The sequence below is a fragment of the Xanthomonas campestris pv. badrii genome (assembly GCF_012848175.1).
Lineage (GTDB): Bacteria > Pseudomonadota > Gammaproteobacteria > Xanthomonadales > Xanthomonadaceae > Xanthomonas > Xanthomonas campestris_C.
Genome location: NZ_CP051651.1, coordinates 4,572,086 through 4,585,716 on the forward strand (window position 1 = coordinate 4,572,086; position 13,631 = coordinate 4,585,716).

The window sequence follows — 13,631 nt, forward strand, 5'->3', positions numbered from 1 at the left end:
TGATGCGATGCAACCGAATATGAGGCCCGATGCAGTGTTGATGGCGCTTCGATGATGACGCAGCGCAACAGCATTGGTGCTGACGTTGCGCTCGCCTCGTGGCGGGTATACACGTTGGGCCGTCATTTCAGCCGGAGACCCTGATGAACGCGCAGCCTTCCACCAAGCCGCTCAGCACCGACCCGCAATCGATCTTCAAGCCGCGTTACGACAACTTCATCGGTGGCAGGTGGGTGGCGCCGAGCAGCGGACAGTATTTCGACAACACCACGCCGATCAGCGGCAAGGTCTTTACTTCGATTGCCCGCTCCAACGCGCAGGACATCGAAGCCGCACTGGATGCCGCGCATGCGGCCAAGGACGCGTGGGGCAAGACCTCGACCACCGAGCGGTCCAACGTACTGCTCAAGATCGCCGACCGCATCGAACAGAACCTTGAATTGCTCGCCTACGCCGAGACCTGGGATAACGGCAAGCCGGTGCGCGAAACGCTCAATGCCGACGTGCCGCTGTGCGTGGACCACTTCCGGTATTTTGCCGGGGCCATCCGCGCGCAGGAAGGCGGCATTTCCGAGATCGACAGCGACACCATTGCCTACCATTTCCACGAGCCCTTGGGCGTGGTGGGGCAGATCATTCCGTGGAACTTCCCCTTGTTGATGGCGTGCTGGAAGCTGGCGCCGGCCCTGGCGGCCGGCAACTGCGTGGTGATGAAGCCTGCAGAGCAGACGCCGGCGTCGATCCTGGTGTTGATGGAAGTCATCGGCGATCTGTTGCCAGCCGGCGTGCTCAACGTGGTCAACGGCTTCGGTCTGGAAGCGGGCAAGCCGCTGGCCAGCAATCCGCGCATCGCCAAGATCGCCTTCACCGGCGAAACCACCACCGGCCGGCTGATCATGCAGTACGCCAGCCAGAACCTGATTCCGGTCACGCTGGAGCTGGGCGGTAAATCGCCGAACATCTTCTTTGCCGACGTCATGGCCGAAGACGACGATTTTCTCGACAAGGCGGTGGAAGGCTTCGTGCTGTTCGCCTTCAATCAAGGCGAGGTGTGCACTTGCCCCTCGCGTGCGCTGATCCAGGAATCCATCTACGACAGGTTCATGGAAAAGGCGCTCAAGCGCGTGGCGGCGATCAAGCAGGGCAACCCGCTGGATCCCAACACCATGGTCGGTGCGCAGGCATCGGGCGAGCAGCTGGAAAAGATCCTCTCCTATATCGACATCGGCAAGCAGGAAGGTGCGCAAGTGTTGATCGGTGGCGAACGCAATACGCTCGATGGCGAGCTGGCCGAGGGCTTCTACGTCAAGCCCACGGTATTCAAGGGGCACAACACGATGCGCGTGTTCCAGGAAGAGATCTTCGGCCCGGTGGTGTCGGTGACCACGTTCAAGGACGAGGCCGAAGCGCTGGCGATTGCCAACGACACCTTGTACGGGCTGGGCGCCGGCGTCTGGAGCCGCGATGCGGCGCGGCTGTACCGCATGGGCCGCGCGATCCAGGCCGGGCGCGTGTGGACCAACTGCTATCACGCCTATCCGGCGCATGCCGCATTCGGCGGCTACAAGCAGTCGGGCATCGGGCGCGAAAACCACAAGATGATGCTCGACCACTACCAGCAGACCAAGAACCTGCTGGTGAGCTATTCGCCGAAAGCGCTGGGGTTGTTCTGACGTGCTGCCGGTGCCGCCCAGCTGCGTCGCTGCAGATTGATCTCGATCAACGCGTCGCTGCCGCGCCTGACGCATCCTGGCCCGGCCAGACACGATGCGGGGACACCATGGACACGACGATGAAAGCCGCAGTGGTGCGCCAATTCGGCGCACCACTGGTGATCGAGGAAGTGCAGGTGCCGCGGCCCCAGGCCGGCGACCTGCTGGTCAGGATCCAGGCCTGCGGGGTCTGCCACACCGATCTGCACGCCGCGCAGGGCGACTGGCCGGTCAAGCCGAATCCTCCGTTCATTCCCGGCCATGAAGGCGTGGGCTATGTGGTGGCGGTGGGTGCCGGCGTGCGTCACGTCAAGGAAGGCGACCGGGTCGGCATTCCCTGGCTGTACTCGGCCTGCGGGCATTGCGAGCACTGCCTGGGTGGCTGGGAAACCCTGTGCGAGGCGCAGCAGAACAGCGGCTATTCGGTCAATGGCGGCTTTGCGCAGTACGCGCTGGCCAATGCCGATTACGTTGGGCATCTGCCCGCCACCCTGGGGTTTGTCGAGGTCGCGCCGATCCTGTGCGCAGGCGTCACCGTCTACAAGGGATTGAAGGTCACCGACACCACGCCCGGCCAATGGGTGGTGGTTTCCGGCATCGGCGGGCTCGGCCATCTGGCGGTGCAGTACGCCAGGGCGATGGGCCTGAACGTTGCGGCGGTGGACGTGGACGACGCCAAGCTGGCGCTGGCCAGGCGCTTGGGCGCCACGGTGACGGTCAACGCCTTGACCACTGATCCTGTGGCCTACCTGAAGAAGGAAATCGGCGGCGCGCATGGTGCCCTGGTCACCGCAGTATCGCCCAGGGCCTTCGAGCAGGCGATCGGCATGGTGCGCCGCGGTGGCACGGTATCGCTCAACGGCCTGCCGCCGGGCCAGTTCCCGCTGGACATCTTCGGCATGGTGCTCAATGGCGTGACCGTACGCGGCTCGATCGTCGGCACCCGGCTGGACCTGCAGGAGTCGCTGGCCTTCGCCGAGCAGGGCAAGGTCGCGGCAACCGTGACCACCGACGCCCTGGACAACATCAACGACGTGTTCGCGCGCATGCACGCCGGAACGATCGAGGGGCGTATCGTGCTCGACATGGCGGCCTGACCGCGCCGCAGGAGGCAGACCATGCAGGGCACCGCCACGCTGACAGACCCGCCGTTGCAGGTAACGGCAACGCTTGCCGCGCAGCAGCTGATCGACACGCTGCGTGCGCGGCATGGCGATCTGCTGTTCCATCAATCCGGCGGTTGCTGCGATGGCTCTTCGCCAATGTGCTTTGCGGTGGGCGATTTCATCGTGGGCGACCGCGATGTGCTGCTGGGCGAGATCGCCGGTGCGCCGTTCTACATCAGTCCATCGCAATTTGCGTACTGGAAGCACACCCAGTTGATCATCGACGTGGTGCCCGGGCGCGGCGGCATGTTTTCGCTGGAGAACGGCGAGGGCGTGCGATTCCTGGTGCGCTCGCGCCTGTTCAGCGACGAGGAGATGGCGCAACTGTCGGCGGCCGGGCGGGTGTGAGGCGTTGAGCCAATAGGCGTCGCCGCGGGATCAAGCGAACACGACAACGATCACGGTGCGCTGCCTGGCTTCTTGGCCGGGGTGTCGTCATCGGCGGGAACCAGGGTATCTGGCGCGTCGCCGGCACCCCGGTCCTCGTAGTGTTCGGCATCGCGTTTGCCATGCTGCTCGCCCGGTTGGGCGGGTTGCTCGCGTAGGGGGTCACGGGTCATGGCTGGTCTCCTGCACTTCGATGGATGCCTGAGTTCACCGCGCGCACGGTGAAAGCCGCGCAAATCGCAAGATGTATGCGCATTTCTCACGCATGGATCACGGCGGGGGCGGTACTGATGACAGCCCCATGCCGCACCGTGGAGCAGACCCATGCGCCCCCTGGACCGCCGTCCCGATCGTCGCCTGTTCAGCGTCCACCTTGACCCGGCATCGCCCAGGCGCGCGCACCACAGAGTGCTTGTTGCCGATCCGGTGGGTGTGGCCCAGGACTTCCACTATTACAGCCTGGCCGATTACCAGCGCCGCCGTCGGCGCGGCGGGCCGACCTGGCGCGATCTTTCGCCGGTCTACGCGTTTGCGCGCGTCACGCATGCGGCCGACTGGCCGCGCGGCGCCGATGCACAGTGCGAACAGGCATTGGCCGCGCAATGGGAAAGCATGCGTGGCAGCTCGCGTCTGGATTGGCCGCATGCACGCCACATCGTCGAGGATGCCTGGCTGGCGCTGGACCACATTCCCAACGCTGCCGTACACGGAGTAGCGCACTGATGGCGCGACCGATCTGGACCGGCACGCTGTCCTTTGGCTTGCTCAATGTACCGGTGTCGCTGATGTCCGGTGAGCGCAAGGTGGATCTGCACTTTCGCATGCTGGATTCGCGCGACAAGAAGCCGATCCGGTTCGAACGCGTCAACGCCGACACCGGCGATGAGGTGCCGTGGAAGGAGATCGTCAAGGCGTTCGAGTACGACAAGGGCAGCTATGTCATCGTCGAGGAACAAGACATCCGTTCGGCCGCGCCGGAGAGCCACGAGACCGTGGAAGTGGAAACCTTCGTCGATGCGGCCGACATCGACCCGCGCTATTTCGAGAAGCCCTACATCCTGGTACCCGGCAAGAAGGCCGAGAAAGGCTATGTGCTGCTGCGCGAAACCCTGCGCGATACCGGCAAGGTCGGCATCGCCAAGGTGGTGATCCGCACCCGTGAATACCTGGCCGCCGTGATGCCGCAGGGCGATGCGTTGATCCTGCTGCTGCTGCGCTACCAGCAGGAAGTGGTGGACCCGCAGGACTACAAGCTGCCGGCGGGCGCGGTGGGCGACTACCGCATCACCGCCAAGGAGCAGCAGATGGCCAGGCAATTGATCGAGTCGATGTCCGGTACCTGGCAGCCGGAGGATTACCACGACGAGTTCCGCGGCAAGCTGGAAAAGATCCTGCGCAAGCGCATCCAGGCCAAGGGCGGCACCACCAGGGTGGAGGCCGAGCCGCCGCAGCACGAAGACGCCACCACCAACGTGGTGGATTTCATGTCGCTGCTGCAGAAGAGCCTGCAGGCCAACACGCGCACGCCAGCCAAGAAGACCGGCGCTGCCGCTACCTCGGCGCCAGCGAGCAAGAAAGCCACCAAGAAAGCTGCGAAGAAGGCGACGAAGAAGACCGCCAGCAAAGCGACCAAGAAGAGCGCAACCGCCGCGCCGCGCCGCAAGGCGGGCTAGCCCATGGCCGCGCGCAACGGCAGGACCAAGGGTCGCACCAACCCAGGCCCGGCGCAGCAGGATCCCGGCAGTTCGGACCAACGCGCCACACCAGCCTCGCAAGCCGGCAAGGAACGGAGCACCCGGCGCAAGCCGAACGACAGCCAGTGGCGCACCCGCGCACTGGCACTGGATGGTGCGCGCGACACGCTCTGTCCCACCGGCCTGCGCGCGCAGCTGGCCCTACTACGCGCGCAGGCACCGGATGGCGATGCCTGGTTGCACGAAATCAAATGGGATGGCTACCGCCTGCTGGCCGATCTGGTCGACGGCAGCGCGCAGCTGCGCTCGCGCAACGACCAGGCCTGGACAGCCAACTTTCCCGAGCTTGCCCGCGCCATCCAGGCACTGCCGGTACGCGATGCGCGGCTGGATGGCGAGCTGGTGGTGCTGGATGCGCAGGGGCGCAGCGATTTCACGGCCTTGCAGCAGGCGCTCGATGGCAGCGCGCGGCAACCCCTGCGCTACCTGGTGTTCGACCTGCTTGGCGTGGCCGGAGTGGACCTGCGCAACACACCGCTGGTGCAGCGTAAACAGCTGCTGCGCGCGCTGCTCGGCAACACGCCAAGCACGCTGGCCTACAGCGACCACGTGATCGGGCGTGGCCCCGAGGTCTTCGCAGCCAGTGCCGACAAGGGCTGGGAAGGCATTGTCAGCAAGCGTGCGGAAGCCGTCTATCGCGGCGGCCGCAGTGCCGACTGGGTCAAGACCAAGCACGAAGACAGCGACGAGTTCGTGGTGGTGGGATATACCGACCCGAAGGGTGCGCGTAGCGGGTTCGGTGCGCTGCTGCTGGCGCAACCCGAGGGTAAAACGCTGCGTTATGTGGGGCGTGTGGGCACCGGCTTCGATGCCGCGCTGCTTGGCGAGATCACCGCGCAGCTACGCGCGCTACGCAGCGATACCGCCACGCTGACATTGCCCGCGCATCTGCCTGGTCGCCCACGCGATGTGCATTGGGTACGGCCGGAGTTGATCGCCGAGATCGCTTTCCGCGGCTGGGCGCGGCAGGGTTTGCTGCGGCAAGCCGCATTCAAGCGTTTACGACCAGACAAGCCGGTGAGTGACCTGGGTGGCGACCGAGGCAGCCCCGGCACTGCAACGCGCACCACCACACGCAAGCAGCTCTTTGCACGCAAAGCCACGAGCAGCCAGGTGACCACGTCCAGGGCGTCACGCAGTGCAGCCAACGGGCCTGCGCAGGAACGCGTGACCCATTCGCGCTCCAGGCGCAGCAGCACCTCAGCGACAGTCGCCACGTCCGCCGCAGGATCAGTCACGTCCGGTGCGGCAAGTGGCGCATCCGAAGACGGCGTGACCGTGACCCATCCCGAACGTGTGGTGTTTCCTGCGCTGGACATCAGCAAGGGCGAGGTGGCCGCCTACTACCGCGCAGTGGCGCCGCTGGTGCTGGCCGAAGTTGCACGCAGGCCGCTGTCGTTGCTGCGTTGCCCCGATGGCGTGGGCGGCGACTGCTTCTTCCAGAAGCACCAGGCCCGTCAGCTGGGCGCGCATATCAAGACGGTCGCGCTCGAGCAGAAAAGCGGCACTGAAGACTACCTCTACATCGACGACGCGGCAGGCTTGCTCGAACTGGTACAGATGAACACCCTGGAGCTGCATCCCTGGGGCGCGGGCATCGACGATCCGGAACACCCGGACCGGCTGGTCTTCGACCTGGACCCGGGCGAAGGCGTTGCCTGGAGCGAGGTGGTGGCGGCAGCACGCGACATCCGCACCAAGCTGCGTGCGGCGGGCCTGGAAAGCGCGGTGCGCCTATCCGGTGGCAAGGGCCTGCACGTCGTGGTGCCGATCGTACCGGAGGCGAGCTGGGAGCAGGCACGCGACTTCTGCGAGGCGTTTGCGCAGGCGCTGGCCACGCAGGCGCCGGAGCGCTACGTAGCGACCATGAGCAAGGCCAAGCGCGAAGGCGTGATCTTTATCGACTGGCTGCGCAACGGGCGCGGCAATACCAGTGTGTGCTCGTGGTCGCTGCGTGCACGCGCCGCTGCCACCGTGGCGGTGCCGCTGCGCTGGGAGGAGCTGGGCAAACTCAGTGGCCCGGATGCATTTCCGTTGGACAAGGCCGTGCAGCGTGCCAAGCGTCAACGCAGCGACCCCTGGGCCAGCGTGCTGGCGCTCAGTCAGTCTCTCCCCGGCTAGAGGCCAGGCGCAGAGCGCATCGTGGTGAAACAGGGTGTGATGCAGGCGGGCGATGCATCGGGTGCGATTGCAGCGGGTCACCGCCCCCTTCGTCAGAGAAAGGTGCCTGCATGCATCACTGCATGCAGGCAGCGCATTGCCGCAGGAGCGTGCCCGCGCGCGACGGCTTCCTCGATAACGCCCTGTCGCTCGGGCGCGCTCCTACGCAGCCAGCGATACCGGTCGCTGCGACGCCCTTGCGTATGTCGATAAGGGTCCCGCGTCGGCGAACCTCAAGAATCGAAACACGTAACGCGCGATGCTGTGACGATTCCCGAATCCCGAATCCCGAATCCCGAATCCCGGCATCAAGGCGACACCACCGCCTCGCGCGTCACCCGGCTCAAGGCATCTGCGCTGATCTCGGCAATGGAATGCGTGCCGGTCAGCGTCATCGCCACGCGCATTTCCTTTTCGATCAGCGTCAGCAGGTTTTCCACGCCGGCCTGGCCGCCTGCGGCCAGCGCATAGACGAAGGCGCGGCCCAGCAACACCGCATCGGCACCGAGCGCGAGCATGCGCACCACATCCAGCCCGCTGCGGATGCCCGAGTCGGCCAGGATCTTGAGCTCGCCCTTCACCGCATCGGCAATGGCCGGCAATGCACGCGCACTGGACAGCACACCGTCGAGCTGGCGCCCGCCATGGTTGGACACCACGATGCCATCGGCGCCGAAGCGCACCGCATCGCGCGCATCGTCCGGGTCCAGGATGCCCTTGATCACCATCGGCCCGGTCCAGAACTCGCGTATCCACTCCAGGTCCTTCCACGAGATGGATGGATCGAAGTTGGCCGCCAGCCAGCCGATGTAGTCCTGCAGGCCGGTGGGACTGCCGCGGTAGGCTGAGATGTTGCCCAGGTCGTGCGGCTTGCCGAGCAGGCCCACGTCCCAGGCCCAGCGCGGGTGCGTCACCGCCTGCAGCATGCGTCGCAGCGATGCATTGGGCCCGCTCATGCCCGAATGCGCATCGCGGTAGCGCGCGCCCGGCGTGGGCATGTCCACGGTGAACACCAGCGTGGTGACGCCGGCCGCCTTGGCGCGCTCCAGCGCGTTGCGCATGAAGCCACGGTCCTTGAGCACGTAGAGCTGGAACCACATCGGCCGTTCGATCGCCGGCGCCACTTCCTCGATCGGGCACACCGACACCGTGGACAAGGTAAACGGAATGCCGCGCGCCGCCGCCGCGCGGGCGGCCTGCACTTCGCCGCGCCGCGCGTACATGCCGGTCAGCCCCACCGGTGCCAGGGCCACCGGCATCGCCAGGGTTTCGCCGAACAGCTCGGTGCTCAGGCTCAGGTCGGACATGTTGCGCAGCACCCGCTGGCGCAGCGCGATATCGGCCAGGTCCGACACATTGCGCCGCAAGGTGTGCTCGGCATACGCACCGCCATCGATGTAGTGAAACAGGAACGGCGGCAGGCGCGCCTGGGCAGCAGCACGGTAGTCGGAAGCGGCGGAAATGATCATCGAAGACAAGGCGGGGGCAGGGGAGCCGCCGAGTGTAAGGCGATCGGCATGCGAGGGCATCGCGGGCCTGGCCGGTCATCCGCTCCATGCCGGGGTTTTGCTCCGTGCATCGCCGGTTTCGTCGCCGTTGGCAGGGCTTGCTCGCATGGCGCTGGTCTCCGCTGCCTGCGGGCAGCAGCATGCAGTCGTGGCCCGCACGCCAATGCGGTCCTGTCCGCATCGGACATCTCAGGCTGCAGGGCGGCCATCCAGGAGACAGTGGCAATGCGCGCAGCGAGAGCAATCGGACCGTATGCATGCCTGGCAGCCAGCCTGGCCCTGGCCTGGATCGGAGACGCGCTGGCAGCCGATGCACCGGTGGCGGCCAGCGCGCCATCCAGCTTCGAGCGGCGCATCGAGCAGCGCATGCAGGAGGCCGGCGTGGTCGGCATGGGCGCGGCCATCATCCGCGACCGTCGCGTGGTGTGGAGCGCTGGCTTCGGTTTCGCCGATCGCGCACGCAAGCTTGCCTTCACGCCGGACACGGTGATGAATATCGGCTCGGTCAGCAAGACCGTCACCGGCGTGGCGCTGATGCAGGCGGTGCAGGACGGCAGGCTGCAGCTGGATGCGGACATCAATCCCTACCTGCCGTTCGCCGTGCGCAACCCGCAGTTCCCGCAGGTGCCGATCACGCTGCGGCAGCTGGCCACCCATACCTCCAGCCTGACCGATCGCTGGGAGGTGTACCGTGACACCTACCGCTGGGAGGGGGCCACGGCCGAGCCGCTTCCGGACTTCCTGCGCGGCTATCTGGCACCGGGCGGACGCGACTATCTGCCGCAGAACTATCTGCCCAACCGGCCCGGTACGCATCGTGAGTATTCCAATATCGGCGCGGGCCTGGTGGGCTATATCGTCGAGCGGGCAGGGGGCCAGCCGTTCGAAGCCTATACGCGCGAACGCATCTTCGCGCCGCTGGGCATGCAGCGCACCGCCTGGCATGTGGCCGAACTGCCGGCCGGCACGCATGCCATGCTGTATGTCGGCCACATGGGCCTGAGTGTGCCGGTGCAACCCTACGAACTGGTGACCTACCCGGACGGTGGCTTGCGCAGTTGCGTCAACGATCTGTCCCGGCTGTTCATCGCGCTGCTCGATGGCGGGCGCTATCAGGGCACCCGCGTTCTCGATGCGGCCACCACCGCAGAGATGCTGCGTTTTCAGTACGCCGGTAGCAACGTGCCCGACAACGTCATCGTCAGCGAAAAGAATGCCGGCATCTTCTGGTCCACCAAGTTCAATGTCACCCGCATCGGGCATGGCGGCTCGGATCCGGGCGTGCGCGCAGAGATGCTCTCGGATCTGGACCACGCAAACGCCGTGGTGATGCTCAGCAATACCTCGCTGGACGGCAGTGACGCCAAGCTGCAGGTGGAGCTGTACGACATGCTGTGGGCGCACGCGCTGGAACTGCGCGCACAGGCCGAGGCCGCGCGCTGACCGATCGGGCAGCGGCCGACGCGGCGCGCTGCGCTAGGCGTCGAAGGCAAACTGCCCGTGGAATCCCAGCGGCACTGCGTAGGGCAGCCAGGCCTGCGCCACTGGCCCGGCATCGACGTGGCGCGCGTCCAGCACCATCAGCCCGGTGCGTGCACGTCGGGTGTCCAGCACGGTGCCGACCAGCCAGCCATCGTCGGGGCGGTCGCTGCCGGGCCGGGGCACGAACACGTGTTCCTCGGCCAGCACATGCGCGCCATAGCGATGCACCTGGCGCCGGTCGCGTTCCAGGTCATAGGCGGCCACGGCATTGAGGAACGGCGACTGGTTCGGCCCGGCGATGCAAGGCGCGTACGGGTGCGCACCCTGCATGGCCGTCGTACGGCGGTCGGACAGCGGCAGTTCCAGGTTGTTCACCGGATGCGTCTGCCAGTGCGCACGGCCATCTTCTTTCCCAGGACGCGGCATTTTCACCACACCAGCGGCAGCAGGCGATGGCTGTGCGCCGCATACGCCGGGTAGGCGATGGGAAAGGCGCGCTGCAACGCGGCTTCTTCAATGCGGATGCGGCGCAGGAACACCCAGGTCACCGGCAGCACGATCGCCAGCAGCGACGCTGCATTGCCCATGCCCAGCGCAAGTCCGTAGAAGGCCATCAGCGCGCCGGTGTAGGACGGATGCCGCAGCCAGCGATACGGGCCGCTGCGCACCAATTGATGCCCGGCCTGGATGGTGACATCCACCGTGAACCAGCGCGCCAGCACCGTGATGGCCCACACGCGCACCGCCAGCCCGCCGCCGATCAGCGCACACGCCGCCCATCGCAGCGGTTCCTGCCAGGCATGCGGCCAGTGCATGACGCCGGCAAACGCCAGCCCCACCGCCGCCGCGATGGACAGCGACAGCACCCGCCACAGCTGGCCCAGGGTGCCGCGGTCGTGCGTGCCGCCATCGGCTGCGCGGCGCTGCTGGCGCAGCCACAGTTCGTAACCGACCCACAGCAGGCTGAGCGCGGTGAGCAGAGGGGATGTAGACATGAGAGAGCTCCGGAGTGGATGGAAGACAAGGTGGATGGATGGCAAGGACGTAGGCAGCAGACAGCGGACAGCAGACGGTTGAGATGGCGGCAGCGCCGCTGCCATCCAGCGCGTGGTCCATGCCAGGCGCTGGGCTGGTTCACCTGGCATCGGTGTCCAGCGGCCAGTGATGCCAGTGTGCCCAGCGCCGGTGCGACCCACAGGAGCCGCAGGTCATCGATCCCACCTGCCAGAAGTCACTTTCTGCGTGCGCCCCATTGCCGGGCAGCGGCGCGGCGGTCAGCATCGCCGCATGAAACATGTCCTGCGCGAGTTGATCCAACCCCTGAGCCTGGCCGGGCTGATGGCCATTGCGGCGGTGGCGCTGTCGTTCAACGCCATCCCGTCGGCGCACGGTGGCTGGCGTTGGGTGGCCCTGGCCGGGTTTACCGTCCTGTTCCTGCTGCACGACCTGCTGCCGCGCCAGTACGTGGTGCGCAATGTGTCGTTGCTGCTGCAGGCCGCACTGGCGCTGGGCCTGACGGCGCTGCAGCCGCGTGCCGGCACCAGCCCTGTCCTGCTCGTCATGCTGGTGGCGCAACTGGCGATGGTGTGGCCGCCGCTGCGGGTGGTGGCGATGGCGCTGGCCATGAACGCGATCATGTACGCGTTGTTCGTGCGCGCCGGCTTCGACAACGCGCTGCTGTCGATCGTCGTCTACGCCAGCTTCCAGGCGTTTGCCGCGCTCACCGCCTATTACGCGCGCAGTGCCGAGCGCGCGCGCGACGCATTGGCCTACGTCAACGCCGACCTGCTGGCCACTCGCGCATTGCTGGCCGACAGCGCGCGCGATGCCGAGCGGCTGCGGCTGGCGCGCGAGCTGCACGACGTGGCCGGGCACAAGCTCACCGCCATGCGCATCAATCTGCGCCTGCTCGTCGCCGACTCCGCAATGGCAGGGCGCGACGACATCCGGGTGGTGGAGCAGCTGTCTGCCGAACTGTTGTCGGACATCCGCAACGTGGTGCAGTCCCTGCGCGATGATCAGGGCCTGGACCTGCAGACCGCTTTGCGCGCGCTGGCCGCACCGTTCCCACGCCCGACCCTGCGGCTGCAGATCGATGCCGACGTGCGTGTGACCGATGCCCGCGTGGCCGAGCTGCTGCTGCGGCTGGTACAGGAGGCACTGACCAACGCCGTACGGCATGCCGATGCCACCGAAGTGGCCGTGCACCTGCAGTGCCAGGACGCGCAGCTGCGCGTGGATATCCACGACGACGGCCACCGCGCCGAGCGCATCCGCGAGGGCAACGGCATCACCGGCATGCGCGAGCGGCTGGCGGCCCTGCACGGCCAGCTGCAGCTGGAGCGCACCGCGCAGGGCGGCATGCATCTGATTGCTACACTGCCGCGATGAGTCCACTCCGAATCGCCCTGGCCGACGACCAGGTCCTGGTCCGCGCCGGCCTGCGCGCCTTGCTGCAGCAGCAAGGCGTGGAGGTGGTCTGCGAGGCCGACGACGGGGAGGGCCTGCTGGACGCGCTGGGCACCACCACGGTGGACGTGGTGCTCAGCGATATCCGCATGCCCGGCATCGACGGCATCCAGGCGCTGGAGCAGCTGCGCGCCCGCGGCGACCGCACCCCGGTGCTGCTGCTCACCACCTTCGACGACGGCGACCTGCTGCTGCGTGCCACCGACGCCGGCGCGCAGGGCTTCCTGCTCAAGGACGCCGCCCCGGAAGACCTGCGCGACGCCATCGCCCGGGTCGCCGCCGGCGACACCCTGCTGCAGCCGGTCAGCACCGACCCGGTGCGCGCGCGCTACCAGTTCCGCGACCAGCAGGCTCCGCGCGAGACCTTCAACGAACGCGAGGTCGCCATCCTGCGCCTGCTGGCCGGCGGCTACTCCAACAAGGAGATCGCCCGCACCCTGTTCCTGGCCGAAGGCACGGTGAAGAACTACGTCTCCACCATCCTGGAAAAGCTAGGCACCCGCGACCGCACCCGGGCGGTGTTGAAGGCGATTACGTTGCGGGTGATTTGATTGCCTGGAATCGGGAATCGGGAATCGGGAATCGGGAATCGGGAATCGGGAATCGGGGAATCCTAAGCCCCTCTCCCTGCGGGAGAGGGGTTGGGGAGAGGGTAAGGGGCGAAGCCGCCCAGCGATGGATCACACCAGGCTTCGCCCGTACCCTCATCCGCCCTTACGGGCACCTTCTCCCGAGGGGAGAAGGTAAGCATCAAGTCCCTCTCCTGCGGGGCGAGAAGGCACCGCTTGCGCGCCACTGGCGCGCGTGCCTTGGAGCGCCCGCGCTGCTGGCGCGGGCTGGGGCGCGGGCTGGGGCGCGGAGCGGGGGTTGGGGTGAGGGACGGGGCGAAGCCACTCGGGACACCCGTAGGTCACCGAATGCGACTGAGCTATATAGTTGTTTTATATGAAATTTAAAGCGTCAATCAGCCTCAGGCAGCAACCGTAAGGTTGC

12 protein-coding genes and 1 pseudogene are annotated in these 13,631 nt (G+C 66.7%); 9 read left to right on the top strand and 4 right to left on the bottom strand.

The features are described from left to right. Positions 1-143 precede the first annotated feature (143 nt). The 3 genes from adh (at position 144) to HG421_RS19395 (ending at position 3,226) form a co-directional block, all read left to right on the top strand. Positions 144-1,673: an aldehyde dehydrogenase gene (gene adh, locus HG421_RS19385; protein WP_169707770.1), complete on the top strand. Its 1,530-nt coding sequence runs from the start codon at positions 144-146 to the stop codon at positions 1,671-1,673. Positions 1,674-1,780: 107 nt separating this feature from the next. Beyond that, a complete protein-coding gene (gene adhP / locus HG421_RS19390; RefSeq protein ID WP_169707771.1) occupies positions 1,781-2,809 on the top strand; it encodes an alcohol dehydrogenase AdhP in 1,029 nt (342 codons plus the stop codon). A gap of 21 nt (positions 2,810-2,830) precedes the next feature. Continuing rightward, entirely contained in the window at positions 2,831-3,226 is a 396-nt protein-coding gene (locus tag HG421_RS19395; protein WP_169707772.1) for a DUF779 domain-containing protein, read from the top strand. Positions 3,227-3,276: 50 nt separating this feature from the next. On the opposite strand, the gene HG421_RS19400 is transcribed toward HG421_RS19395, so the two are convergent. Further along, positions 3,277-3,438 carry a hypothetical protein gene (locus HG421_RS19400; protein ID WP_169707773.1) on the bottom strand — a complete coding sequence of 54 codons (162 nt, stop codon included), beginning with the start codon at positions 3,436-3,438 and terminating at the stop codon, positions 3,277-3,279. 235 nt (positions 3,439-3,673) lie between these two features. On the opposite strand from HG421_RS19400, the gene HG421_RS19405 reads away from it, so the two are divergent. The 3 genes from HG421_RS19405 to ligD are packed head-to-tail and all read left to right on the top strand — an operon-like array spanning position 3,674 to position 7,140. After that, a complete protein-coding gene (locus tag HG421_RS19405) occupies positions 3,674-3,988 on the top strand; it encodes a hypothetical protein (RefSeq protein ID WP_211161751.1) in 315 nt (104 codons plus the stop codon). Further along, on the top strand, positions 3,988-4,938 hold the full coding sequence (locus tag HG421_RS19410) for a Ku protein (protein ID WP_169707775.1): 951 nt from the start codon (positions 3,988-3,990) through the stop codon (positions 4,936-4,938). Before HG421_RS19405 ends, HG421_RS19410 begins: the two co-directional genes overlap by 1 nt. 3 nt (positions 4,939-4,941) lie before the next feature. Further along, entirely contained in the window at positions 4,942-7,140 is a 2,199-nt protein-coding gene (ligD, locus tag HG421_RS19415; protein WP_169707776.1) for a DNA ligase D, read from the top strand. A gap of 347 nt (positions 7,141-7,487) precedes the next feature. On the opposite strand, the gene lldD is transcribed toward ligD, so the two are convergent. After that, positions 7,488-8,648, bottom strand: a complete 1,161-nt coding sequence (gene lldD / locus HG421_RS19420; RefSeq protein WP_169707777.1) for an FMN-dependent L-lactate dehydrogenase LldD — start codon at positions 8,646-8,648, stop codon at positions 7,488-7,490. A 264-nt stretch (positions 8,649-8,912) separates the two neighbouring features. Here lldD and HG421_RS19425 point away from each other — a divergent pair, with 264 nt between their 5' ends. After that, positions 8,913-10,130 (top strand): serine hydrolase domain-containing protein, encoded by a 1,218-nt coding sequence (locus HG421_RS19425; RefSeq protein ID WP_169707778.1) that lies wholly within the window; start codon positions 8,913-8,915, stop codon positions 10,128-10,130. Positions 10,131-10,163: 33 nt separating this feature from the next. Here HG421_RS19425 and HG421_RS19430 read toward each other — a convergent pair. Together HG421_RS19430 and HG421_RS19435 are read right to left on the bottom strand one after the other, a co-directional pair. Continuing rightward, positions 10,164-10,574, bottom strand: a pseudogene (locus tag HG421_RS19430) (carotenoid oxygenase family protein); the annotation flags it as partial. A 23-nt stretch (positions 10,575-10,597) separates the two neighbouring features. Further along, positions 10,598-11,164, bottom strand: coding sequence for a methyltransferase family protein (locus HG421_RS19435; RefSeq protein WP_169707779.1), 567 nt, complete (start codon positions 11,162-11,164; stop codon positions 10,598-10,600). A 169-nt stretch (positions 11,165-11,333) separates the two neighbouring features. On the opposite strand from HG421_RS19435, the gene HG421_RS19440 reads away from it, so the two are divergent. Continuing rightward, positions 11,334-12,560, top strand: coding sequence for a sensor histidine kinase (locus tag HG421_RS19440; RefSeq protein ID WP_169707780.1), 1,227 nt, complete (start codon positions 11,334-11,336; stop codon positions 12,558-12,560). After that, positions 12,557-13,189, top strand: coding sequence for a response regulator transcription factor (locus HG421_RS19445; RefSeq protein ID WP_169707781.1), 633 nt, complete (start codon positions 12,557-12,559; stop codon positions 13,187-13,189). The genes HG421_RS19440 and HG421_RS19445 overlap by 4 nt, the downstream gene beginning before the upstream one ends. Positions 13,190-13,631 lie beyond the last annotated feature (442 nt).

Excerpts from the sequence above, each read along its gene's own strand:
- HG421_RS19440 (WP_169707780.1), top strand. The coding sequence starts at position 11,334 with ATGCCAGTGTGCCCAGCGCCGGTGCGACCCACAGGAGCCGCAGGTCAT.
- lldD (WP_169707777.1), bottom strand. The coding sequence starts at position 8,648 with ATGATCATTTCCGCCGCTTCCGACTACCGTGCTGCTGCCCAGGCGCGC.
- ligD (WP_169707776.1), top strand. The coding sequence starts at position 4,942 with ATGGCCGCGCGCAACGGCAGGACCAAGGGTCGCACCAACCCAGGCCCG.
- HG421_RS19445 (WP_169707781.1), top strand. The coding sequence starts at position 12,557 with ATGAGTCCACTCCGAATCGCCCTGGCCGACGACCAGGTCCTGGTCCGC.
- HG421_RS19435 (WP_169707779.1), bottom strand. The coding sequence starts at position 11,164 with ATGTCTACATCCCCTCTGCTCACCGCGCTCAGCCTGCTGTGGGTCGGT.
- adhP (WP_169707771.1), top strand. The coding sequence starts at position 1,781 with ATGGACACGACGATGAAAGCCGCAGTGGTGCGCCAATTCGGCGCACCA.
- HG421_RS19410 (WP_169707775.1), top strand. The coding sequence starts at position 3,988 with ATGGCGCGACCGATCTGGACCGGCACGCTGTCCTTTGGCTTGCTCAAT.
- adh (WP_169707770.1), top strand. The coding sequence starts at position 144 with ATGAACGCGCAGCCTTCCACCAAGCCGCTCAGCACCGACCCGCAATCG.
- HG421_RS19400 (WP_169707773.1), bottom strand. The coding sequence starts at position 3,438 with ATGACCCGTGACCCCCTACGCGAGCAACCCGCCCAACCGGGCGAGCAG.
- HG421_RS19395 (WP_169707772.1), top strand. The coding sequence starts at position 2,831 with ATGCAGGGCACCGCCACGCTGACAGACCCGCCGTTGCAGGTAACGGCA.
- HG421_RS19425 (WP_169707778.1), top strand. The coding sequence starts at position 8,913 with ATGCGCGCAGCGAGAGCAATCGGACCGTATGCATGCCTGGCAGCCAGC.